Origin of the sequence: Collinsella sp. TF08-11AT (genome assembly GCF_003437035.1) — a bacterium.
GTDB lineage: Bacteria > Actinomycetota > Coriobacteriia > Coriobacteriales > Coriobacteriaceae > Collinsella.
In genome coordinates this window covers 1-23242 of sequence record NZ_QSRL01000020.1, presented here as the reverse complement: position 1 = coordinate 23242, position 23242 = coordinate 1, and the positions used below count along the sequence as shown (strand labels likewise).

Sequence of the window (23242 nt, the reverse complement as noted above, 5' to 3'; positions counted from 1 at the left end):
ATAGGCACACAAGGTCAAAGGCGGCACCATGATCCTCCTGGTCGACAAGATCGAAAAAAGCTTCGGCGCGCGCGTCCTCTTTAGCGGCGCGTCCTTCCAGATCAACCCCGGCGAGCGTTTTGCGCTCGTGGGACCCAACGGCGCCGGCAAAACCACCATGCTCAAAATCATCATGGGCATCGACAGTCCAGATGCCGGCCAGGTCCAGTACGCCAAGGACTGCCACGTGGGCTATCTAGAGCAAGAAACCAACCTAGAGCAAAAGGACACCACCATCCTAGCCGAGGTCATGGCCGCCGCCAAGGAAATCCGCCGCATGGGCGAGCGCGCCAACGAGCTGCAGGCCCAGATCACCGAGCTCTCCGAGCAGGGCAAGGACGTCGACGCACTCCTTAACGAGTACGGCCAGGTCCAAGACCGCTTTGAACACCTGGGCGGCTACGAGCTCGAGAGCAACGCCCGCAAGATCCTGTCCGGCCTGGGCTTTAAGGTCACTGACTTTGAGCGCCCGTGCTCCGAGTTCTCCGGCGGCTGGCAGATGCGTATCGCGCTGGCAAAGCTTTTCCTGCGCCACCCCGACCTGCTGCTGCTGGACGAGCCCACCAATCACCTGGACCTCGAGAGCGTCCAGTGGCTGCGCGGCTTTATCGCCAACTACGACGGCGCCGTCCTCATCGTCAGCCACGACCGCGCCTTCATGGACGCCTGCGTCGACCACGTCGCCGCCCTCGAGAACCGCCGCGTGACCACCTACACCGGCAACTACAGCAGCTACCTCAAGCAGCGCGAGGACAACCTGGAGCAGATGCGCGCCAAGCGCGCCGCCCAGGAGCGCGACATCGCCCACATGCAGGTCTTCGTCGACAAGTTCCGCTATAAGCCCACCAAGGCCGCCCAGGCGCAGGAGCGCATCCGCAAGATCGAGCAGATCAAAAAGGAGCTCGTCATCCTGCCCGAGGGCCACAAGCACATCGACTTCAAGTTCCCCGACCCGCCGCGCTCCGGCGACATGGTCGTCGGCCTCGAGGGCGTATCCAAGTCCTACGGCGACAAGCACATCTACAGCGACATCGACCTCAAGCTCTACCGCGGCGAGCATGTGGCGCTCGTCGGCCCCAACGGCGCCGGCAAGTCCACGCTCATGAAGATCCTCGCCGGCCTGGAGCCGCCCACCACCGGCACCCGGGACCTGGGCACCAACGTCGGCGTAGCCTACTACGCCCAGCACGCACTCGAAGGCATGACCGAGTCCAACACCGTCCTGCAAGAGATCGACACCGTCACGCCCAAGTGGACCGTGCCGCAGCAGCGCAGCCTGCTGGGCGCCTTCCTGTTTAGCGACAACGACTCCATCGAGAAGCAGGTACGCGTCCTCTCCGGCGGAGAAAAGGCGCGTCTGGCACTCGCCAAGATGCTCGTGGCCCCCGAGGCGCTCCTGTGCCTGGACGAGCCCACCAACCACCTAGACATCGACTCGGTGGACATGCTCGAGAACGCCCTGCAAAACTTCCCTGGCACCATCGTGCTGATCAGCCACGACGAGCACCTGGTGCGCGCCGTTGCCAACCGCGTCATCGACATCCGCGACGGCAAGGTCACGGTCTATGACGGCGACTACGACTACTATCTCTACAAGCGCGAGGACCTCGCAGCCCGCGCCGCCGCCGAGGCGGCGGGGGAGAGTGCACCGGCCGCGACCAAGTCCGCTAAGGTCACCGCGGCCCAGTCCGATGCGCCCGCCGCCCCCAAGCCGGCCGAGGGTAAAAAGACCAAGGAGCAAAAGCGCGCCGAGGCCCAGGCCCGCGCTGCGCTCAACAAAAAGCTCAAGGACGTGCGCAACCAGCTCAAGAAGATCGAGACGGAGCTCGACAAAAAGCGTGCCCGCTATGACGAGCTTATGGAATTGATGGCAAGCGAAGAGCTTTATGCCGATCAAGACAAGTTCAACGCCGCGCTGGGGGAATATAACGGCCTTAAGCAAGAGCTGCCCAAGCTCGAGGACGAATGGCTGGAGCTTTCCACCCAGATCGAAGAGGAGACCGCGCGTGAACTCTCGTAAAGCCGCCGCCGTGGCGATGAGCATCATCGCCATCGCCTGTCGCATCTGCGGCATCTTTATGGGCGCGATGACCGTGCTGCTGTGCTTTAGCGGCCTCACCGCCAAGCTGCAGATCGTCGGCTTTGTCGTTGAGCTTTCGCGCGCGCTGCCGAGCGTCATCGCCGGCTACGGCGTCATCACGTCGCCATTTGGCGGCGTGTTCCGCCTGGATTACGCCATCGTCGCCGTGATCCTGTTTGTGATCGACTACCTGCTCACGCGCGCCTCGCGTCGCGTCCGCTAGGGGAGCGCCATGTCCAGCAGCTACCTCATGAACCTGCTCGCCAGCGCCGTCGCCGTCATCGTGGGCATCGTGATCCACGAGAGCGCACACGCCGCCGCGGCCTGGGCGCTCGGCGACAAGACGGCCCGTTCGCGCGGCCGCGTGTCGCTCAACCCGCTTAACCATATCGACCCGTTTGGCACCATCATCCTGCCGCTGCTCATGCTCGCGGCCGGCGGCCCGGTGTTCGCCTTCGCCAAGCCCGTGCCCGTCTACCTTAACAACCTCAAGCACCCCAAGCGTGACGAGGTTCTGGTGAGCGCAGCCGGCCCCGCATCGAACATCGCGCTCGCGTGCCTCGCGGCCGCCCTCATGCACGCAATGTACGGCAACCTCTACGCCAGCATGTCCTTTGCCGTGGCGTCCCAGGTCATGAACTTCGGCGCCACCTTTATCGTGGTCAACCTGTCGCTCGCGTTCTTCAACCTCATCCCGATCCCGCCGCTCGACGGCTCGTCGATCATCGTACCGTTCCTCAAAGGCAAGGCGCTCAACAACTATTACCGTCTGCAGAAATACGCTATGCCCATCCTCATCCTGGTTCTGTACCTGTTGCCCATGTGGACCGGCATCGACGTGATCGGCCGCTATTTCGACGTTACCGTGTATCCGCTTGCTGAGCAGCTGCTCAACTTCGCAATCGCCGGCATCTAAGGTAAACTTACAGGTCGACCGTGCAAAACGGTCGTAACATGCACCCAAACCGCGCCGAGAAGGCGCCGTCAAAGGAGGTCGAAGATGTCGTATCGCGTGTCGACGCAGGTCTACAGCGGACCGTTCGACCTGCTGCTGCAGCTGGTTACTCGCCAAAAAGTAGATATCGGCGCTATCTCGATCAGCGAGGTGGCCGAACAGTACCTTGCCGAGGCCGAGCGCATCGAGGCGCTGGACCTAGACGTGGCGAGCGACTTTTTGCTGGTTGCGGCAACCCTTTTGGACATCAAGGCCGCCTCGCTGGTGCCGCATGAGGCCCCGCGCAAAGTCGATGACGACGATGACGAGTTCGATGAAGACCTCGAGGAACTCAGCGCGCTCGACGGCGACGCCTTGCGCGAGGTCCTGATCCAGCGCCTGATTGCCTACAAGCAGTTTAAGGGCGCGGCGGCGGCCCTCGGTGCCCGCATGCAGGCCGAAAGCCGTATGCACCCGCGTGTGGCCGGTCCCGACCCGGAGTTTTTGGGCCTAATGCCCGACTATCTGGCCGGCATCACCCTGCGCGGCCTCGCCGTCATCTGTGCCGACCTGGACGGCAAGCGCCAGACCTTCCTGCTGGAGGCCGAGCACGTGGCGCCGCATCGCGTGCCGCTCGACCTGACGGTGGCCTCGGTCGACCGCTTTACCATGGCACACCAAACCTGCACCTTCCGCGAGCTGCTGGACGGCGACGCCACCACCGAGCAGCTCGTCGTCACCTTCCTGGCCATGCTCGAGCTCGCCAAACGCGGCTCGCTCACGCTGAGCCAGGACGAGATCTTTGGAACCATCTGCATCAACCGAGTCGAGGGCGCCGAGGCTTACGTGCCCGGCGAGGACCCCGAGCTCACCGAATAGGAGCGGCAACCATGTCAACCCTTTCAACGCTGGAGGCAAACAGCCTCAAAGGCGCCCTCGAGGCGCTGCTGCTGGTCTCGAGCGACCCCGTGAGCGCACCCGCGCTGGCAAGTGCGCTGGATATTGCCCCCGGCGAGTGCGCGTCGCTGTTGGCCGAGCTTAAGGTTGAGTACGAGGAGGCCAATCGCGGCTTTCAGCTGCGCGAGGTCGCTGGTGGCTGGCGCCTGTTTACGCACCCCGCCTACCACGACGTGGTCGAGGCCTACGTGCTGAGCTGGGACACACAAAAACTGTCGCAGGCGGCGCTCGAGACCCTGGCCGTCATCGCCTACCACCAGCCCGTCACGCGCGAGGTGGTCAAGGGCATCCGCGGCGTCAACTCCGACGGCGTCATCGCGTCGCTCGTGGACAAGGGTCTGGTGCGCGAGCTCGGTCGCGACCCCGAGCGCGGTCAGGCCATCATCTACGGCACGACCAACGCTTTCTTGGAAAAGTTCGGCCTGCGCTCCACTCGCGACCTGCCCGATCTGGAACAGTTTGCCCCCGACGAGCAGTCGCGCCAGTTTATCCGCGAGCGTCTGAGCGGCCGCAGCATTCAGTCCACGCTTGAGGAGCAGGCCGAAGACCTGGACGAAGAGCGCGAACTGCTCGATACCGATGTTGAGGACACCGATGACGCAGAGCTTCTGCCCACCGGTGACACCTCGGAGGATTTGCATGACGAGGACTAACGAAGCAGGGGAGACGCGCACCGCACGCGTCGCGGGCGCTACGGCGCCCACAGGCGGCACCCAGCCCGTCTACCCGCACACCATGCGCCTGCAGCGCTTTTTGGCGCGCGCGGGCGTGGCGAGCCGTCGCGGCTCGGAGGACCTGATGACCGCTGGCCGCGTGACCGTCAACGGCCAGGTCGCAACCGAGCTGGGGACCAAGGTCGACGTCGACCGCGACCATATCGAGGTCGACGGCATGCCTGTCAAGCTCAACCAGGGTGCCGTGTACCTAATGCTCTACAAGCCGACCGGCTACCTCACCACCATGAGTGATCCCCAGGAGCGCCCTTGCGTGGCCGACCTGGTCCCGCGCGACCGTTTTCCGGGGCTCTTTCCGGTGGGTCGCCTGGACCGCGACACCACGGGCCTTCTGCTCTTTACCACCGACGGCGACCTGTCGCAAGACCTGCTGCACCCCAGCAAGCACGTCTACAAGACCTACCAGGCGCTCGTGGACGGCCACCTGACCGATCGCGACTTGGGACCGCTCCGCCGCGGCATCGAGCTCGACGACGGCCTGTGCCAGCCGGCGATCTGCCGCGTCATCAACGCGCGCGAAGCCGAGGCCGTGGCTCCGCGGGGCGTAAAGCCCGGCACCACCGCCGTGGAGGTCATCATCCGCGAGGGCCGCAAGAACCAGGTCAAGCGCATGCTGAGCAAGATCCACCACCCGGTGATTCGCCTGCATCGCTGCAACTTCGCCGGCCTGGAACTCAAGGACGTGTCCAAGGGCTCGTGGCGCGAGCTCACCGAGCGCGAAGTGCAGATCCTCAAGGCCGGCGGCACCCCGCCCAAGCAGGCCGCATCCAAGCGCGGCACCGCGCCGGCGACCAACACCGCGAGCCGCACGCGCCACCACGGCAGCCACGGCTCCGCGCCCAAGCGCAACACCTACCGCGAGCGCTACACGGGCTAAGCAATCCGCCGCGCCCCGACGCCCGCGAACCATACCAGCACGTCAACCACCGAAAGGAAGTATTGCATGATCGTCGCCATCGACGGCCCCGCCGGTTCCGGCAAGTCCACCATCGCCAAGGAGATCGCCCGCCAGCTGGGCTTTAACAAGCTCGACACGGGCGCCATGTATCGCGCCGTCACCTTCGCCGCGCTCGACCGCGGTATCGACCTGGACGACGAGGCGGCCATCGACGCCCTCGCCGAGCAGATCGAGATTCGCTTTACCAATGGTACCGGCGAGGACACGCGCCTGACCATTGACGGCCAGGACGCTTCGGCCGCCATCCGTACCCCGCAGGTCGACGCCAACGTATCCAAGGTCTCGGCCTACCCGGGCGTGCGCGCCGCCATGCTCATTCACCAGCGCCGCGCCGCCGAGGACCGCGATATCGTGGCCGAGGGTCGCGACATCGGCACCGTCGTATTTCCCAACGCGCAGGTCAAGGTGTTCCTGACCGCCGACCCGCGTGAGCGCGCCCGCCGCCGCGTGCTGCAGCGCCACCAAAACGACGCCCAGCCGCTTACTGCCGAGCAGCTCGAGGCCGAGGTCGACGAAACCCTCGACGCCCTCAAGCAGCGCGATAAACTCGACAGCAGCCGCGAGGTCGCACCGCTCGTGCCCGCCGAGGACGCCGTGCACGTCGACTCCACCGCCCACACCATCGACGAGGTCGTACGCATTATCGAGGACCTCATCAACCAAAGGAGGTAACTCATGCGCCTGTTTAAGCAGACGCCCGAGGATTACTACAACGCCCCCTACGCCGAGTTCCCTGCGCTCATCCGCGCCGTCGTCGTGGTGGTCATGGCTATTCTATGGGCCTTCTCCAAGCTCATGTGGCGCTGGAAGGTCGAGGACGCCGACCTGCTGTTTGAGCGCCAGGAAGGTCGCGGTAGCGTGGTCATCTGCAACCACACCTCGATGGCCGAGCTCTTGGCCGTGGAGACGGCGCTGTTCTTTGGCGGCCGCCGCATCCGCCCCATCTTTAAGTCCGAGTTCGCGAAGAGCAAGATTGTACGCTGGGCCTTTAGCCGCGTGGGCGGCATCCCCGTAGAGCGCGGTACTGCCGATATGAAGTGCCTGCGCGCCGCCCAGCATGCGCTACAGCGCGGCGAGGACGTCCTGATCTTCCCCGAGGGCACGCGCATCCGCTCGCGCGAGATCAAGCCCGAGGTCCACGGCGGTTTTGCGCTCATCGCCCAGATGGGCAAGGCGCCCGTCAACCCGCTCGCCATCTGCGGCTGGTCCGACATCACGCCCGCGGGCAAAAAGCTCATGCGTCCTAAGAAATGCTGGATTCGTGCCGGCAAGGCCGTCTCGCTTTCGGACGCGCCGGCCGGGCTTAAGCGCACGGAGCGCCTGGCCTGGTTTGAGTCCGAGGCCATGAACCGTGTATATAAGATGCGCGACGAGTTGTGCGCCGAGCATCCGGGCAGGTTCTAGCCATGAGCGAGAACGTGACGAACACAGCCGCGACTGCGTCCGACCAGGACGGCGCGCCTAACATCGAGATCGCCGCCCACGCCGGCACTTGCTACGGCGTACAGCGTGCGCTCGATATGGCGCTGGCCGCTGCGCCGCAGGCAGGGGAGTGCAATCAGGTCCATACCTTGGGTCCGCTCATCCATAACCCCATCGTGGTGCGCGAGCTCGCCGAGTCAGGCGTCGGTCTGGCCGAGACCTTGGACGACGCCGCGTCGGGCACCGTGATCATCCGCGCGCACGGCGTGGTGCCGCAGGTCATCGATGCCGCTCGCGAGCGCGGCCTCGATGTGGTCGACGCCACCTGCACCTACGTAAAGAAGGTCCACGTGGCGGCCGAGCGTCTGGTGCGCGAGGGCTACCGCGTGATCGTCGTGGGAGAGCCGGGTCACCCCGAGGTCGAGGGCATTCTTGGCCATGCTGGTGATGACGCACAGGTCGTGAGCTGTGCCGCCGATGCGGACGCGCTGCCACTCAAGGGCAAGGTGGGTCTGGTTGTGCAGACCACCCAGACCGCGCAGAACCTGGCCGAGGTTGTGGCCTCCATCACCCCGCGCGTGCAGGAACTGCGTGTGATCAACACCATTTGCGCAGCCACGAGCGAGCGCCAGCAGGCAGCCGCAACCCTCGCCAACCGCTGCGACTGCATGGTCGTCGTGGGCGGCAAAAATTCGGGCAACACGCGTCGCCTGGCACAGATCTGCGCTGATGCCTGTGAGCACACGCATCACATCGAGGAAGCTTCGGAGCTCCAGGCCGCGTGGTTTGCCAACGCGCGCCACATTGGCATCACTGCCGGAGCCTCCACCCCGCAAGAACACATCGAACGCGCCGTAGAGCGTATCAAGGAGCTTTGCCGCTAATCATGGACCAGACCGTACCCGCATACGCCGCCGAGGTGGCCGATTACGGGCGCAGCCGCGACCCCGAGCCGGGTGAGGGCGCGCTCGTAAAGAACGTGCGTCCCGAGTCGCCCGCATGGGATGTGGGTATCGAGCCGGGCATGCGCGTGCTCACGGTCAACGGCGAGCAACTCACTGACATGATCGTATGGCTCTGGGAGGCAGACGACGACACCGTCGAGCTGGAGGTATTCGATCCGCGCGACGACACTGTCACCCCCGTGGAGCTCGACCGCTTCCCGGGAGAGGACTGGGGCCTTGAGTTCGACGGCCCCATCTTTGACGGCATGCGCACCTGCGTCAACGCCTGCGTGTTCTGCTTTATGACCATGCTGCCCAAGGGCGGTCGCTCCACGCTCTACATTCGCGACGACGACTACCGCCTGAGCTTTTTGCAGGGTAACTTTGTCACGCTCACGAACCTTTCCGACGAGGACGTGCAAAACGTTATCGATCGCAACATGAGTCCGATGAACGTGTCGGTCCACGCCGTGAGCCCCGACGTTCGCCGCCGCATGATGGGCCGCAACGCCCAGCGCGGCATGGACGTACTCGAGGCCATCATGGCCGCCGGCATCGAGATTCACGCGCAGATCGTGCTGTGCCCCGGTATGAACGACGGCGAGGAGCTGGAAAAGACCCTGCGTTACTGCGAGGAGCACGAGCAGATCACCAGCCTGGGCATTGTGCCGCTGGGCTTTACCAAACATCAGAACCGTTTTAGCTGGTCCTACAGTGACAAGCCCGAGCTCGCACGCGAAACCATTGCCATGATCCGGCCTTTCCAGGACCGTGCCTTCGAGCGCTTTGGCCGCCACACCTTCCAGATGAGCGACGAGTTCTATCTGGACGCCGGCATCGAGCCGCCCGAGGCAGACTTTTACGACGGCTACCCGCAGTACTATGACGGCATCGGCATGATCCGCTCCTATCTGGACGAGACCGACAACGTGCTCGCCGCCGATGCCGAGCGCCTGACCCGCGTTCGCGAGGGAATCGCCGCCCGTGGCCAGCGCTTGCTGTGCCTCTCGGGCGCCAGTGCGCGCGATACGGTCGCGCGCTTTGTGGAATCGCCGCACGGCCTCGCCGGCACCGTCACCGCCATCAAAAACCGCTACTTTGGCGGCAACGTGGACGTGACCGGCCTCATCGTCGCGAGCGATATCCTGGAGCAGCTGCCGCAAGATCTGTCGGGGGTTATGCTCTTTGTGCCTAAGCTCATGTTCAACGCTGACGGCATGACGCTTGACGAGTATCATCGTGACGATTTACTCGCAAGCCTTACCAGTCGCGGCGCCGAGGTTCATGTGGTGTCAACCATGCCGCATGAGCTGCTCGATACCCTGGAGCACATCCTTGGCATTGTGCCTGCCGACTCTACTAATTCCGCTGACCCTACCCATTAAAGGAGAGCAGATGAAACCTATCGTCGCCGTCGTCGGTCGCCCCAACGTGGGCAAGTCCACGCTCGTTAACCGCCTGGCCCAGACCTCGGACGCCATCGTCCACGAGTCCCGCGGCGTCACGCGCGACCGCTCATACCACACGGCCGATTGGAACGGCCGCGAGTTCACCATCGTCGACACGGGCGGCATCGAGCCGCTCAAGAGCGATGACGTCTTTGCCACGTCCATCCGCGACCAGGCCCTCGCCGCCGCCGAGGAAGCGGCCGTCATCCTGTTTGTGGTCGACGGCCGCACTGGCGTCACCGAGGAGGACGAGTCGGTCGCCCGCATGCTCAAGCGCTCGGACAAGCCGGTCTTTCTGCTGGTGAACAAGCTCGACAATCCCGATCGCGAGAACGACAACATCTGGGAGTTCTATTCGCTCGGAATCGGTGAGCCCACGCCGCTCTCGGCCCTACACGGCCATGGCACGGGCGACCTGCTCGATGACATCGTGGCTCTGCTCCCCGAGGAAGAGGATGAGGTCGCCGACGAGTTCCCCGACGCCCTGAACGTCGCCATCATCGGCCGCCCCAATGCCGGTAAGTCTTCGCTGTTCAACCGCATTCTGGGCGCCGACCGCTCCATCGTGTCCAACATTGCCGGCACCACGCGCGACGCCATCGATACCGTCGTCGAGCGCGACGGCAAGCACTACCGCATGGTCGACACCGCGGGCATTCGCAAGAAGAGCACCGTGTACGAGAACATTGAGTACTACTCCATGGTCCGCGGCCTGCGCGCCATCGATCGCGCCGACGTGGCACTGCTCGTCGTCGACGCCTCCGTGGGCGTTACCGAGCAGGACCAGAAGGTCATGGGCTTGGCCATTGAGCGCGGCTGCGCCATCGTCGTGCTGCTCAACAAGTGGGATCTGCTCGACGACGACCGCAAGCGCGAGGCCTGCATGGAGACCGTCGACCGCCGTCTGGGCGTCATGGCTCCCTGGGCCCAGTACCTGCGCATCTCTGCCCTGACCGGCCGCAGCGTGGAGAAGATCTGGGCCATGGTCGACGCTGCCGAGAAGACGCGTTCGCAAAAGATCAGCACCTCGCGCCTCAATACGTTCCTCACCGACCTGCGCGAGTTTGGCCACACCGTAGTGGACGGCAAGCGCCGCCTGCGCATGCACTACGTGACCCAGACGGGCGTCAACCCGCCGACGTTTACGTTCTTCGTCAACCACAGTGACCTGGTCAACGACACCTACCAGCGCTACGTCGAGAACCGCATGCGCTCGACCTTCGACTTTGCCGGCACGCCCATCCGACTCTTCTTTAGGAAGAAGGAGCAAAAGGATGCATAATCCGATTCTGCTGACCGCCATCTGCGCCGTGGTCTCGTTCTTTATCGGAGCGATTCCGTTTGGCCTGATCTTGGGCCGCGTGTTCAACCACACGGACATTCGCAAGGCGGGCTCCGGCAATATCGGCACCACCAACGCGCTGCGCGTGGCCGGCCCCAAGGTGGCCGCGCTCACGCTGCTGCTCGACTGCTTTAAGGGCGCCATCTGCGTCCTTATCGCCCGTCCGCTCATCGCCGATCTTGGCTATGGTTTTCCGCAGAACATCATGGCGCCTGGAGCCCCCGGCGACTGGATGCTCGGCGTCATTTGCCTCGCTGCCGTGTGGGGACACATCTTTTCTCCCTATCTCAACTTCCATGGCGGCAAGGGTATCGCAGTTGGTCTGGGCGTCATCCTCGCTTGGTACTGGCCTATTGGCCTGTCGCTGTTGGGCATGTTTATCGTGGCCGTCGCCATCACCAAGTACGTGTCGGTGGGCTCGCTTGCCGCCGCCATCGGTCTTCCCATCGCCGCTTGTGCGGTCTTTCCGTACAGCAGCCTGGGACTCAAGTTTTGCATGGCGATGATCGGCATCACCGTGGTGTGGGCCCATCGCTCGAATATCCAAAAGCTCATGGCCGGTAAGGAGTCCAAGCTCTCGTTTACCAAGCGCGTCACCGAGCCCGACGATAAGTAGGAGAGAGTCATGAATGTTGCGCTGATTGGCTCAGGCTCCTGGGGAACCGCCGTCGCCGGCCTTGCCGCCGCGCGCGCCGAGCGCGTGACCATGTGGGCCCATAGCGAGCAGACGGCCGCCGGCATTAACGGCGAGCACCGTAATCCCCGCTATCTGGTGGACTACGTGCTGCCGGAAAACGTTGTCGCCACGACGGGCTTGGCCCAGGCGCTCGACGGTTCCGATGCGATCATCTTTGCCGTGCCCTCCACGCACCTTCGCAGCGTGTGCCACCAGGCCGCGCCCTTTATCGCCGCCGACACCCCGGTTCTGTGCCTCACCAAGGGCATCGAGCCCGAGTCCGGCCTACTCATGAGCGAGGTCATCGCCAGCGAGATCGGCAACGAGGCGCGCGTGGCGGCGCTCTCGGGCCCCAACCATGCCGAGGAAATCTGCCGCGGCGGGCTTTCGGCCGCCGTCATCGCCAGCAAAGACCAACAGGTAGGGGAGACCTTTAAGGAGCTGCTGCTTTCCACGGCCTTCCGCATCTACCTGTCGCAGGATATGACGGGCGTCGAGGTCTGCGGCGCCATGAAAAACGTCATCGCCATCGTGTGCGGCATCTCCGCCGGCTCGGGTGCGGGCGATAACACGCTTGCCCTCATCATGACGCGCGGCCTGGCCGAGATCAGCCGCCTGGTTCACGCCCGCGGCGGCCAGGCCATGACCTGCATGGGGCTTGCCGGCATGGGTGACCTTATCGCCACCTGCACCTCCGAGCATTCGCGCAACCGCACCTTTGGCTACGAGTTCGCTCGTGGCGTGTCGCTCGACGAGTACCAGGCACGCACGCACATGGTGGTCGAGGGTGCCGTCGCGGCCCGCAGCGTGAGCGAGCTCGCCCGTTCACTGGGCGTAGACATTCCGCTCACCTTTGCCGTGGAGCAAACGCTCTACAACGGTGTTACTTTGGATAGGGCGCTCGAGATCCTTACCGACCGCGTCCCCTCCCAAGAGTTCTATGGACTCGCCGACTAGCGCAGAAAGGCTACTACCATGGGTTCCATCAAAATCGCTCCGTCCGTCCTTTCGGCCGACATGGCCAACCTCAAGGGCGAGCTCGACAAGATCGCCGGTGCCGACTACGTGCACTTCGACGTCATGGACGGTCACTTTACCGGCAACCTGACCTTTGGCGTTGACATCCTTAAGGCCGTCAAGCGCTCCACCGATGTGCCGGTCGACGCGCACCTGATGGTGTCGAACCCCGACGAGACGGTCGATTGGTACGCCGACGCCGGTGCCGACATGATCACCGTGCACTACGAGGCTTCCACGCACCTGCACCGCACGCTCACCCATCTGCAGCAGCGCGGCGTCAAGGCCGGTGTGGTGCTCAACCCCGCCACGCCCGTCTGCGTGCTCGAAAGCATCATCGACGTTGTCGACATGGTACTGCTCATGAGCGTGAACCCTGGCTTTGGCGGCCAGAGCTTTATCCCGGGCACCATTGCAAAGCTGCACGAGCTTACGGCCATGTGTGAGCGCCACGGCGTGTCGCCGCTGATCGAGGTCGATGGCGGTATCTCTTCCAAGAACATCGCCGAGGTCGTTAAGGCCGGCGCCAACGTGCTCGTAGCCGGCTCCGCCGTATTTAAGTCCCAAGATCCCGCCGCCGAGGTTGCGCTGCTGCAGAAGCTGGGCAATGAGGCCGCACAGGAGGCATAAATCCTTATGACCGCAGGTCAAAACCGCATACCCGTGAATCTTGACTATGCCGCCTCGACGCCCATGCGCGCCGAGGCGCTCCTTGCGCAGCGCGAATATGACGACAGCGAGCTCGCCGGCGTCAACCCCAACTCGTTGCACTCGCTTGGCCGCAAGGCCGCCGCACGCCTAGAAGTGGCGCGTCGCGAGATCGCCCGCAGCTTTGGCGCGCGCGTTCGCCCGTCCGAGATTGTCCTTACCAACGGCGGCACCGAGGCCAACCAGCTGGCGCTGCTCGGTCTTGCCGAGGGCGCTCGTCAGCGCGATCGCAAGCGCGATCGTGTAATCGTTTCGGCCATCGAGCACGATTCGATTCTGGACAACCTGCCGCTGCTGCGTGCCGCCGGCTTTACCGTCGACCTGGTGCAGCCCTGCCGCGCGGGCTACATTGAGCCCGCCACGCTTGTCGAGCTGCTCGGCGACGACGTGGCGCTCGTGAGCATTATGGTCGCCAACAACGAGAGCGGCGTGGTGCAGCCTATCCGCGAGCTGGCCGCCGCCGCACATGCTGCCGGTGCCTTGTTTCACACCGATGCCATCCAGGGCTACTTGCATATTCCGCTCGATGTCACCGAGCTGGGCGTCGATGCCATGACCGTTGCCGCGCACAAGATTGGCGGCCCCGTGGCATCCGGTGCGCTCTACCTTAAGAACCGCACGCCGCTGCGTCCGCGCATCTTTGGCGGTGGACAGGAAGCAGGACGTCGCGCCGGTACGCAGGATCTGCGCACGCAGCTGGCTTTTGCCGCTGCCGCCCACACGCTGGCGCCCCACGTGGCCCAGGAGCGAGCGACACTGCAGGCCCTGTCCGATAATCTCTATGCCACGCTTACGGCCCATCCTCGCATTCACGCCACGATGGGCGACTACGCGCAGGCAGATCGTCTGCCAGGCATGGTTTCAATCTACGTTGACGGCATGGACTCCGAAGAGCTCATCATCAAGCTCGATGCCGCCGGGTTTGAGGTATCGGCCGGATCAGCTTGCTCGAGCGGCAGCATGGACCCGAGCCACGTGCTCAGCGCCATGGGCATTGGTCGCGAGCAGGCGCTGGGCGCACTGCGCATCTCGTTTGATGACCGCGTGAACCCTTCCGACCTGGACAACTTTGCCCAGACGCTGCTGTCGATCGTGGGTGCCGCATGATCGTCGCCGACCTTGAGCGCGCCCTGCTGGCACGCTATCCCAAGACGGACGCCGAGGGTTGGGATCATGTTGGTTTATCTGTGGGAGATCCCGCCGCTGAGATCACCGGTGTTGCCTGTGCACTTGACGCTACCGAGGCCAACGTGCACCGTGCTCTCGAGGCCGGCGCCAACGTGCTGCTGACGCATCATCCCATTTATATCAAGGCGCCCGACGCGTTTTGCCCGGCGGATATATCGCGTCCCCAATGCAGCGCTGTGTTGTACGAGGCAGCTCGTTGCGGCGTGAGCATCATCTCGCTTCACACCAACCTGGACCGATCGCACGAGGTGCGCGTTCGCCTGAGTGAGTTGCTGGGCGCTGAGCCCATGAGCTCGCTGGAGCATGTGGGCGAGCCTGAGCTCACCGGTCTGGGCGCACTCGCGACCCTCCACGACGTCTACAGCCTGCGCGATCTCGCCAACCGTGCCGCCACAGCCTATGGCAGCGACCCGCGCGTGTGGGGCGAGGCCGATCACCCGTGCCGAACCATCGCAATTTTGGGCGGTTCGCTGGGTGACTTCGGAGAGCTTGCCATCGCCGCCGGTGCGGATGTCATCGTGACGGGCGAGGCGGGCTACCACGTGGCGCAAGACCTTGCCTTGCGCGGGCTGCCAGTGATCTTGCTCGGCCACGACCACTCCGAGGAGCCGTTCGTTGATATATTGATGAACTCTGCAGTTGACGCCGGGGTCGACCCCCGTCATGCGATTAAAATACTGAACCCTTGCCAATGGTGGACTGTGACAAAAGGAGAGAACTTATGAGCGCCGGCGCTACGCTACTCAAGCTGCAACAGATCGATTTGGAGCTCGCCCGCAACAAGAGCGAACTTGCCAATATGCCGGAGCTCAAGGAGCTCGCTTCCAAGCGCAAGACCTATGTGAAGCTCAAGTCCGAGATGACCAAGCTCTACGCCCAGCGCAAGGACCTGGACATTGAGCTCGACGATCTCAACACCACCGAGATTCAGACCAACAACGCCATCGAGGCCGCCAAGAAACGTCACGTCGACGGTTCCGACTACCGCGAGGTGCAGGACCTGGAGAACGAGCTTGCCACCCTGGCCAAGCGCCTGGACAAGATCGAGCACACCCGCAAGGACGTCGTTGTCGCCCATAAGGAGGCGCTCGACCGCGAGACTCGCGCGCAGGCCATCATCGCCAAGTTCGAGGAGGGCGTGAAGGCCGATACCAAGGCCGCCCGCGCCAAGGCCGCCGACCTGCAGGCTCAGATTGACGCCGCCACCAAGGAGCGCACCGCCCTTGCCGCTACGCTGCCGACCGACGTGCTCACCGACTACGAGCGCCTGCTCAAACAGTTCCGCGGCCTGGCTGTTGAGACCATCCAGGGTAACATCCCTACGGTCTGCCACACCGCGCTGCAGGCTTCGTCCATGAGCGACCTCAGCCACGACGGTAGTGAGATTACGCACTGCCCGTACTGCCACCGCCTGCTGGTGCTCCCGGGCAAGGAAGCGTAAACGATGGCGGCACCCAACAATTCAATGCAGCTTGAGGGAAAAACGATCCTGCTGGGTATTACCGGCGGGATCGCTGCCTATAAGTCGTGCAATATCGTGCGCCTGCTGCAAAAGCGCGGCGCACGTGTCAAGGTCGTTATGAGCGAGCATGCCACCGAGTTTGTGGGCCCGCTCACCTTCCGTGCGCTCACCAACGAGCCCGTCGCCGTGGGCCTGTTCGACGACCCCTCCGACCCCATCCACCACATTTCACTGGCTCAGGAGCCCGATCTGGTGGTCGTGGCGCCCGCGACGGCCAATATCATCGCCAAGATGGCCAACGGCATTGCCGATGACCTGATTTCTACGACGCTACTCGCCACGCCGCGACCCATTGTGATCGCGCCGGCCATGAACAATGGCATGTGGAAGGCGCCGGCAACCCAGGCCAATATGGCCACGCTGCGCGACCGCGGTGTCCAAGTTGTGGGTCCGGGTAGCGGCTACCTTGCCTGCGGCGATGTGGACACGGGACGCATGAGCGAGCCCGAGGACATCGTCGAGGCCGTCTGCGAGGTGCTCGACCCGGTACCCCAGGACCTTGCGGACAAGCGCATCGTGATCACCGCCGGCCCCACGCACGAACCGATCGACCCCGTGCGTTATATCGGCAACCGTTCATCGGGCAAGATGGGTATCGCTCTGGCGGGGGAGGCCACGCGCCGCGGTGCCGCCGTCACGCTCGTTCTGGGACCGACATCGCTCGACGTTCCCCGCGGCGTGGAGTGCGCGCGCGTACAGACCGCCTCAGAGATGCTCCAGGCAGCGCTGAGCGCCTTCCAGACGGCCGACGCGGCCATTTGCGCCGCCGCCGTCGCCGACTACACGCCCGCGGCCCCGGCGGACCACAAGCTCAAAAAGGCCAACGAGCGCCTGGATCGAATCGAGCTCGTCGAGACCGTTGACATCTTGGCCGAGCTCTCACGCCAAAAGGGCGATCGCCGCGTGATCGGCTTTGCGGCTGAGACCGATAACGTCGTCGAGTACGCCGAGCGCAAATTGACCCGCAAGGGCTGCGATGCCATTATCGCTAACGATGTCTCGCGTGCAGATTCGGGCTTTGGGACCGACACCAATAAGGCCTGGATTGTAAGCACAGCGGGCACGCAAGAACTTCCCGTACTAACAAAACCCCAGCTCGCAGATACAATTTTGGACTTGCTTCAAAATTTGTAAAAAAGTTCTTGCACAAGGGCAAAGTTTCGGGTTAATATACTCCTTGTTGCGAGCGAGAGCAGAGCAACAAACAAAAGCTTCGGGACGTGGCGCAGCTTGGTAGCGCACTTGACTGGGGGTCAAGGGGTCGCTGGTTCGAATCCAGTCGTCCCGACCAGAAGTTTGCAGGTCAGGCACCTAGTGCCTGACCTTTTTTTGTTTTAAGCAATTGCTTAATTTTGATTAAGCAACAGGGTGCCAAAAATCTACCTACGCGATAATCGCCTTTTGCGGCTACTTGCGCGTTTTGCATACGCATGAGCCGATTTATTAACGCGATATGAATCTGCATACGCGCAACCGGTATACAGCCGAGTACAGGCTGTATTTATCGCCGCGATTTACACAGATATAGCGACTGTAACGAACAAGCGTGTCGCTGTATTTAATCCAGTAGTTCACTTGATCGGTGGACAAGTGGGCTGTTGCAGCGAAATGCCAGGCGGGATGTGCTCTATACGAGGGCACCACAATGGTAATGGCAGGGAAGTGGGGCAGGCGCTCTGAGAGCCTTTTAGCACCCCAAGCACTCTTGTTTGGAGTACATGTGCTGTTAAGAACGAATTGTCTCAGATATCGCAAAAAGAAAAGCCCGCACAGGATTGTGCGGGCTTTGGTAAGAACCTAGAAGCAGAATGCGGGTTGGACGTAACTTCTCCCCGTCACTAAGTTGATGTCACAGACACCACCGAAATAGACATAGCGGAAGTACGTGGAGCTGTTCGGGTCCACGGAGCGAGTCCAATGAAAACCGCCGACCGCGGCTCCTGCACAGTTCGACTTTGTCACGCCCTTGGAAGCGTAGAACTCGTACTGAGCACCGTCGGACTGAAGGTCGCCCCAGACCTCGGTCGAGCTGAGGAGGAAGACCTTGTCGGTCGTGGCAGAGACGTTGCCGGCGCCGTCGCCGCCCTTGTTGTCAGTCATCTTAGTGACGGCCTTCGCCTTGGACTGGAGCTCGGACGGCAGGAGCGCCCAAAGGTCGCCGGAATTGAGGCGGCCACGCAACTCTGACTTCTCCCATCCGCCGGCATTAGTTTTCGTGACGCTCATGCGTTGGGGACCTAGGGCTTTGTTGGTCACCTCGAACGTCAGGCCCGCCTTGCCGCTTCCATCGGCCAAGTCGTCGTGGTTGATGCCGATGATGAGGTACTCGAGCGTCTCGCCATTGGTCAACTTGACGGAGAACTTCGTGCCTGCGTCCATCGCGGCCTTGGCTTTGGCGTAGGCGGGCGAAGCCTCGCCCTTGGCGGCGATGTCCTCGGCCACGGCCTTCTGCTCATCGAGCGTCCAGTCATTCGCGTCCTTGGCGATGGCCGCCTGGACGGTAACGGAATCGGCGCCTGTGGAGCCGCCACCGGTCGCGCCTCCCTCGATGCCGCCGGTCGTCCCATTGTTCACCGTGTTGCCGACCAGGTTGAACTGGTTTCGGATGGCCCCGGCCACGCCGGGCCCCGCGAACACGATCACCAGGCCGATGACCGCGATGATCAGGGCGTACTCGATAAGTCCTTGGCCTCGGAGTTGAGCCGCTCTACGAGCGACCCCCCCCCGAGGCGAAATTGCCGCTGCATGCATATGCGGCTCCCTTCGCTCAGGGTTTGTAGATACATTGCCGAGCGTAGGACTATCCCAAAAGGTTGCGCTGGTCTCGCCGCAGCGGCAAAGAATAATTAGTCCAACGCCTGCGCGGCTTAACCGACCACTCGCATATCCAAATTTGTTGCTCAACAAATTCGCAGGTAGCGTAAGTAAAATTGAGTTGGAAAGCTGGTGGGAACCGTCTTATTGCCTAAGCCGTTCCAAAAGCCGCGAATACAGGAGGTAAGGTGATTGGGTAACTATAAAGTTGTCTTCAGGGATGACTGGTCCGGGGATTCGAGTCTGCTGAAATGGGAGCCTGGATGCCCGGCGATGGTAACGGTCGTCCAGGTCGCGAGAAACGTCGACACCTCTGAGGCTTATCTGCAGATAAAGATCGAGAATCTCTCAGCGGATATCTTGAACTCCATCTCCGGAATCGCCCATGTCGACTATGCCGATGGGTCCAGAGGCTATGTCCCCTTTTCGGAACTAGACTTAGACCTGCCGCAATGCGAGCAGGGAGCCCTTAAGGCAACGGCGCTGCCGAGGGGAGACGTCGAGTCCGTTTTCATCAAGCTGCTTCAAATCGACTCCCAGCAAGGGAAGTGGCACTCGACCGGAGAGCCTGCCGAAGCGCCCGAGCGCGAACCGCTTTCGATGATCGAGAAGGCGATGACCGAGAGGGACCGCCAGCTGAAGGAACTGCATGCCGACAGTCGAATCGCCGGCGGCAAGGCGCAGTTCCATCAGGGATGGTGGGTGTGTGCGTGCGGCGGCATAAACGTCTGGCGGGAAACCTGTCGCGAGTGCGGGTGCCATAAAGATATTCTATCGAGCTTGCAAGACGAAGAATCCCTGTGCGAAGCGGCGGATAAATGGTCTCAATCCGTATACGACAAAGCGGACGCGCTATTTTCAGGCGAGGAGGAAATCGAAAACCTGAGGGAAGCCAGAAGGCTTTTCGGGAGCGTTCTTGGATGGAAGGATGCCGAGGCGCGTGCTGAGGAATGCTCGGAAAAGCTGGCCGTGCTAGAGCCGAAATCGGAAAAGAGACGGAAGAAGCTGCTAGGCGTCGCCGCGGTCCTCGCCTTGCTTTTCATCTTCTTTCTAACGGCAGGCCGCCCGCTAGTGGTCAATACTATCGGAGACTTACGAAACGAGATGAAGTACAGAGAGGCCACCTCGCTTTACGAGGGCGGACACTTTTGGAAGGCGTATACCGAATTCAAGTCGCTTGCCCCCTACGGCGACTCGGCGGAGATGGAGGTGAAGTCCGCACTTTCCAATGCAGAGGCCCTTGAGAAAGACGGCGATCTGGAAATGGCTGCCAAGTGGTACAAGAAGGCCGGCAGCATCTCCGACGCCCTAAGGGTGGAATACAAGTATGTGAAGGACCACTATGACAACGTTGATTTACTGAGCTTGGAATATCTAGACGAGCTCGTCGAGGCGGGCTACGGCGATGCCGCCCAGCTGCGTTCGGAACTAAATTAGAGCGAGTACGAAGGATATCGTGAATATTCGCACAGATGACCCCGAGACGTCTCTAACTTAGATCGGTTCGGGTCGATGGGGGGTTCCTACGTCCATGCCTTCGTCGACACGGGGGAGACGTCGGCATCGGCTGAATTCCATACCCCCGATGACTAGATATCGGCTTTTATCGACGGCATCCATGCGCTTTGCGTTTTAAGAGGCCTCCGAATTGAAAGGGAATACACATGTGGTTAATCATTTTGGCCTTAATCGTTTGCTATGGCATAGCTTGCTATTTTTCAGCGCAGCTTATTGTCAAAGCGGCAATGGACAAGGGATATGAGGACCAAGGACTGAAATTGGCCTTCATAATCGTGTTCGCGACGCCTGCGAGTGCCGCGATGATCGTGGCGGCGCTGCCGGACAAGCGGCTTCAAACCAGCGTTTCCGACAATCCAGTCCTGTCTACGATAGACGCGGAACTTCCGAAGCTGTAAGGCGCCATTGTGATTCGGTTCAATCTCTGAACTGGTAGTTAAAAAAATCAGGTATCGCATTGGGTCGGACTAATGCTCGGGCCCCATGCGATACCGCAGTACCAGCTGCAGAGCGGACTATTCGGCCCATCTTGGCGCAGTTACGCTCAGAGCATTGTCGTTGAAGCCCCCATGATAGATAACGACGGAGGCGTTTCAAACCGAACAGTCGAACCTAAGCGACGTGCGGCTTACGAACATGATACGCATCTCGCCTACAGGTCAGGTGTCGAATATACTCGCGTTTCAAAACGTATGCGTTTCACCATGAGAGAGGGATCTGTCATGAGCTGGAAACCGAGAAAATGCGTTATCGCCTTACTGACTCTGGCGACTCTGACGTGTTTCGCCGCCTTAATCGCCGTCAATATCAAACCGCAACACGATGCTTATCCCTCATCTTTGTCCATTAAAATGGGCCAAAATTTCAGCCTCGGCCGAAACGTGAATTATTTTAACAAGCTAAAACCTAATGAGGAAAATATCTTGATGTTCTGGGCATCGTGGTGTCAGCACTGCGAATCTCTCATAGAAGATATGCAACAACTTGATATTTTCGCAGCCTTAAGGAAGAACCTTTTCACTGTTTCCGAGGACAGCACAATTGAAGAAGCCTCGGTCCATGAAGGAGACTTTCCCATATACATAGATTAAGATAAGACCGTGTATGACCAATATGAACTTGAGCATATTCCGTCCGTATTCATACTGGATGATCAAGGAAACATCATCGGCTTATCCGAAGGAGAGGAAGAACCTCTTGCCTTATTAAAGAAATACGCCAAATACAACGGATATAAAGCGGAAGGAGGCGACATCAAGTAACTATCAAAGGCCAGATTAAGGAGCCAGCCATGAAGAAATGCCTGCTCTCCATCGTCTCAGCAGCTCTTTGCCTCTCCCTTGTCATGACACCATTTGTGCCCGTTGCGGCAGCCTATGCCGACGAGGGGTCTCCCGCCGAGAGCAGCGAGATCTACGTCGGAGACAACTACGACGAAAATTACGATATATCCCTTTTTGAGCGCGGACGCTGCACGGATTCATATTCCAAGGCGTGGTGCGATTCTCACGGATTTGCAAATAACCGCACCGTCCCTCACAAGGTCAAGCTGAACGCGAAGGAGGAGGCTTGCCTGCGCGATCCCTACCTTGCTGGCACCGCTGAAGTTATCGCCGGTCTCGTGACAACCGGTCCTGGCGGCGGCTTGTTTGCAACCGCAATGACATCGTGCCGACGTTTCACTTGCATGTTCTAAAAGGAGGTTGCCATGCTGTCGCAAAATCAATCGAGATACTTGGTCACAATCGGCTTTGCCCTGCTTGCATTACTCTTTGCTAGCGACCTTTTGCTGAAACCGCCCAAGGAACTCGTTTTGCTTGCCATAGACTGCCTTTCCGCCCTTTACTTTACGGCAACCCTATTCGTCGGACTAAAGGAGAGGAAAAAAGGCGCAGTCGTCGCATCCGCCGTATGCTTGATCATAACCATTGCATCATTCTTTATCTGACACATTGGTGATTTAGGGGCGATATCGTAGGAATACGACCGGGAGAGCCGGGACCAGATTGCCCGGGTTGCCCGGTCGGCTCGCGCGACGGCGCGGCGGTTCCACAGAAAGCTCTCCGGACTTCACGCCGTTTCTGATCGCATTGTAGACAGCCATCTCGTCTTCGCAGTCGGCGAGCACGCGGTGCGCGTCGTCGTTTTGGATGTCCAGTAAATCTCGAAGGTCCTCCATGCACCAGCGTCCGAGATTTGGCCATGCGCGTTGCGCGAGCTGATAAGTGTCGATTGCGATGTTGTAGTTAAAGTCCAAGCCAAAGCCGTCCCAGGCAGAACGGCTTTGTTTCCTTGATTATCAATTTCATCCGGACACTTCCCGCATTCATCCGTGTGTGTACGGATGAATGCGGGGTTCGATACCCCGGCGGCCTGATCGGCAGACCGCCGGGAATTCTCACTCCTCGATAAAAGCCGGCGCTCGGTTAGTTCTGCGCATCTTGAAATCGTTAGTTTCGTGGGAGACGTAGAGGATGCCGTCCATCCCATCTCGCGATGCATATGAAAGGTGAACAGAACCGCAATCCGCTCCATCATTGTCGAGAAGATCGAACGAATTCGGGTCGCTCGTTGCGCCCAAACGACCACTCAGACAAGAGCCATCGTCATTACAGATTTGCCATTCCATGTCTTCGCCTGCAAGAATCGCCATAGACGTCCTGGTCGCGCCATCGTCGACATACATCCCGTCTATGCCAAACCCATTTTCAGCGCCATCGATGAACGACTGCTCGGACCTATACCTCGCAAATGATGCACATAGCACCATTGCAAGACCGATTGCAAGGCCAACAATTACAATCTTTACGTAGCTCTTGCCTATCATGTCATTCACCTCCTTCGTATGTATCGAGGTATTCCTGCTTGAGCGTCTGCGAGGACGACTTGATCTTTTCCACGAGCGTGCCGGCCTCGATGAAGTAGAACGAGTTGGTGAGGT

At 61.2% G+C, this 23242-nt stretch carries 27 protein-coding genes and 1 tRNA gene; 25 read left to right on the top strand and 3 right to left on the bottom strand.

Features of this window, described 5'->3' with window-relative positions:
- Positions 1-28: 28 nt before the first annotated feature.
- The 19 genes from DXC79_RS09630 (at position 29) to DXC79_RS09540 (ending at position 17260) form a co-directional block, all read left to right on the top strand.
- Positions 29-2059 carry an ABC-F family ATP-binding cassette domain-containing protein gene (locus tag DXC79_RS09630; protein ID WP_117636039.1) on the top strand — a complete coding sequence of 677 codons (2031 nt, stop codon included), beginning with the start codon at positions 29-31 and terminating at the stop codon, positions 2057-2059.
- Positions 2046-2342: a hypothetical protein gene (locus DXC79_RS09625; RefSeq protein WP_233503100.1), complete on the top strand. Its 297-nt coding sequence runs from the start codon at positions 2046-2048 to the stop codon at positions 2340-2342. The genes DXC79_RS09630 and DXC79_RS09625 overlap by 14 nt, the downstream gene beginning before the upstream one ends.
- A 9-nt stretch (positions 2343-2351) precedes the next feature.
- The gene (locus DXC79_RS09620) at positions 2352-3035 is read left to right on the top strand and encodes a site-2 protease family protein (RefSeq protein WP_117636038.1); all 684 of its coding nucleotides are present in this window, start codon (positions 2352-2354) and stop codon (positions 3033-3035) included.
- An 84-nt stretch (positions 3036-3119) separates the two neighbouring features.
- On the top strand, positions 3120-3932 hold the full coding sequence (locus DXC79_RS09615) for a ScpA family protein (RefSeq protein ID WP_117636037.1): 813 nt from the start codon (positions 3120-3122) through the stop codon (positions 3930-3932).
- Positions 3933-3943: 11 nt separating this feature from the next.
- Positions 3944-4663 (top strand): SMC-Scp complex subunit ScpB, encoded by a 720-nt coding sequence (scpB, locus tag DXC79_RS09610; protein ID WP_117636036.1) that lies wholly within the window; start codon positions 3944-3946, stop codon positions 4661-4663.
- A complete protein-coding gene (locus DXC79_RS09605; RefSeq protein WP_117636035.1) occupies positions 4650-5621 on the top strand; it encodes a pseudouridine synthase in 972 nt (323 codons plus the stop codon). The genes scpB and DXC79_RS09605 overlap by 14 nt, the downstream gene beginning before the upstream one ends.
- Before the next feature lie 66 nt (positions 5622-5687).
- Entirely contained in the window at positions 5688-6374 is a 687-nt protein-coding gene (gene cmk, locus DXC79_RS09600) for a (d)CMP kinase (RefSeq protein ID WP_117636034.1), read from the top strand.
- Between the two features lie 3 nt (positions 6375-6377).
- On the top strand, positions 6378-7106 hold the full coding sequence (locus tag DXC79_RS09595) for a lysophospholipid acyltransferase family protein (protein WP_117636033.1): 729 nt from the start codon (positions 6378-6380) through the stop codon (positions 7104-7106).
- 2 nt (positions 7107-7108) lie between these two features.
- On the top strand, positions 7109-8008 hold the full coding sequence (gene ispH, locus DXC79_RS09590; protein ID WP_117636032.1) for a 4-hydroxy-3-methylbut-2-enyl diphosphate reductase: 900 nt from the start codon (positions 7109-7111) through the stop codon (positions 8006-8008).
- A 2-nt stretch (positions 8009-8010) separates the two neighbouring features.
- On the top strand, positions 8011-9453 hold the full coding sequence (locus tag DXC79_RS09585) for a DUF512 domain-containing protein (RefSeq protein WP_117636031.1): 1443 nt from the start codon (positions 8011-8013) through the stop codon (positions 9451-9453).
- Between the two features lie 10 nt (positions 9454-9463).
- Entirely contained in the window at positions 9464-10798 is a 1335-nt protein-coding gene (gene der, locus DXC79_RS09580) for a ribosome biogenesis GTPase Der (RefSeq protein ID WP_117636030.1), read from the top strand.
- A complete protein-coding gene (plsY, locus tag DXC79_RS09575) occupies positions 10791-11474 on the top strand; it encodes a glycerol-3-phosphate 1-O-acyltransferase PlsY (protein WP_117636029.1) in 684 nt (227 codons plus the stop codon). Before der ends, plsY begins: the two co-directional genes overlap by 8 nt.
- A gap of 9 nt (positions 11475-11483) precedes the next feature.
- Positions 11484-12491, top strand: coding sequence for an NAD(P)H-dependent glycerol-3-phosphate dehydrogenase (locus DXC79_RS09570; protein WP_117636028.1), 1008 nt, complete (start codon positions 11484-11486; stop codon positions 12489-12491).
- Positions 12492-12509: 18 nt separating this feature from the next.
- A complete protein-coding gene (gene rpe / locus DXC79_RS09565) occupies positions 12510-13181 on the top strand; it encodes a ribulose-phosphate 3-epimerase (protein WP_117636027.1) in 672 nt (223 codons plus the stop codon).
- A gap of 6 nt (positions 13182-13187) precedes the next feature.
- Positions 13188-14366: a cysteine desulfurase family protein gene (locus DXC79_RS09560; RefSeq protein WP_117636026.1), complete on the top strand. Its 1179-nt coding sequence runs from the start codon at positions 13188-13190 to the stop codon at positions 14364-14366.
- Entirely contained in the window at positions 14363-15172 is an 810-nt protein-coding gene (locus DXC79_RS09555; RefSeq protein ID WP_117636025.1) for a Nif3-like dinuclear metal center hexameric protein, read from the top strand. The genes DXC79_RS09560 and DXC79_RS09555 overlap by 4 nt, the downstream gene beginning before the upstream one ends.
- Positions 15169-15888, top strand: coding sequence for a zinc ribbon domain-containing protein (locus tag DXC79_RS09550; RefSeq protein ID WP_117636024.1), 720 nt, complete (start codon positions 15169-15171; stop codon positions 15886-15888). Before DXC79_RS09555 ends, DXC79_RS09550 begins: the two co-directional genes overlap by 4 nt.
- A 3-nt stretch (positions 15889-15891) precedes the next feature.
- Positions 15892-17103, top strand: coding sequence for a bifunctional phosphopantothenoylcysteine decarboxylase/phosphopantothenate--cysteine ligase CoaBC (gene coaBC / locus DXC79_RS09545; protein WP_233503099.1), 1212 nt, complete (start codon positions 15892-15894; stop codon positions 17101-17103).
- 80 nt (positions 17104-17183) lie between these two features.
- Positions 17184-17260: transfer RNA gene (locus DXC79_RS09540), tRNA-Pro, on the top strand.
- 506 nt (positions 17261-17766) lie between these two features.
- Here the strand turns inward: DXC79_RS09540 and DXC79_RS09535 are convergent.
- Positions 17767-18720 carry a DUF6273 domain-containing protein gene (locus DXC79_RS09535; RefSeq protein ID WP_117636023.1) on the bottom strand — a complete coding sequence of 318 codons (954 nt, stop codon included), beginning with the start codon at positions 18718-18720 and terminating at the stop codon, positions 17767-17769.
- Positions 18721-18975: 255 nt separating this feature from the next.
- Here DXC79_RS09535 and DXC79_RS09530 point away from each other — a divergent pair, with 255 nt between their 5' ends.
- The 6 genes from DXC79_RS09530 to DXC79_RS09510 all read left to right on the top strand — a co-directional run bounded on the left by DXC79_RS09530 (position 18976) and on the right by DXC79_RS09510 (position 22249).
- Positions 18976-20220 carry a hypothetical protein gene (locus tag DXC79_RS09530; RefSeq protein ID WP_117636022.1) on the top strand — a complete coding sequence of 415 codons (1245 nt, stop codon included), beginning with the start codon at positions 18976-18978 and terminating at the stop codon, positions 20218-20220.
- Positions 20221-20447: 227 nt separating this feature from the next.
- On the top strand, positions 20448-20699 hold the full coding sequence (locus DXC79_RS09525) for a hypothetical protein (protein WP_117636021.1): 252 nt from the start codon (positions 20448-20450) through the stop codon (positions 20697-20699).
- A gap of 171 nt (positions 20700-20870) precedes the next feature.
- Positions 20871-21392, top strand: coding sequence for a hypothetical protein (locus tag DXC79_RS09520; RefSeq protein ID WP_128620603.1), 522 nt, complete (start codon positions 20871-20873; stop codon positions 21390-21392).
- Between the two features lie 9 nt (positions 21393-21401).
- The gene (locus DXC79_RS10075) at positions 21402-21563 is read left to right on the top strand and encodes a hypothetical protein (protein WP_158551010.1); all 162 of its coding nucleotides are present in this window, start codon (positions 21402-21404) and stop codon (positions 21561-21563) included.
- Positions 21564-21592: 29 nt separating this feature from the next.
- Positions 21593-21997 carry a hypothetical protein gene (locus DXC79_RS09515; RefSeq protein WP_117636019.1) on the top strand — a complete coding sequence of 135 codons (405 nt, stop codon included), beginning with the start codon at positions 21593-21595 and terminating at the stop codon, positions 21995-21997.
- 12 nt (positions 21998-22009) lie between these two features.
- Complete coding sequence (locus tag DXC79_RS09510) at positions 22010-22249, top strand: hypothetical protein (protein WP_117636018.1); 240 nt, start codon at positions 22010-22012, stop codon at positions 22247-22249.
- 12 nt (positions 22250-22261) lie between these two features.
- Here the strand turns inward: DXC79_RS09510 and DXC79_RS09505 are convergent, their stop codons facing one another.
- Together DXC79_RS09505 and DXC79_RS09500 are read right to left on the bottom strand one after the other, a co-directional pair.
- A complete protein-coding gene (locus tag DXC79_RS09505) occupies positions 22262-22558 on the bottom strand; it encodes a hypothetical protein (RefSeq protein WP_117636017.1) in 297 nt (98 codons plus the stop codon).
- A 141-nt stretch (positions 22559-22699) separates the two neighbouring features.
- Entirely contained in the window at positions 22700-23128 is a 429-nt protein-coding gene (locus DXC79_RS09500; protein ID WP_117636016.1) for a hypothetical protein, read from the bottom strand.
- Positions 23129-23242: the final 114 nt, after the last annotated feature.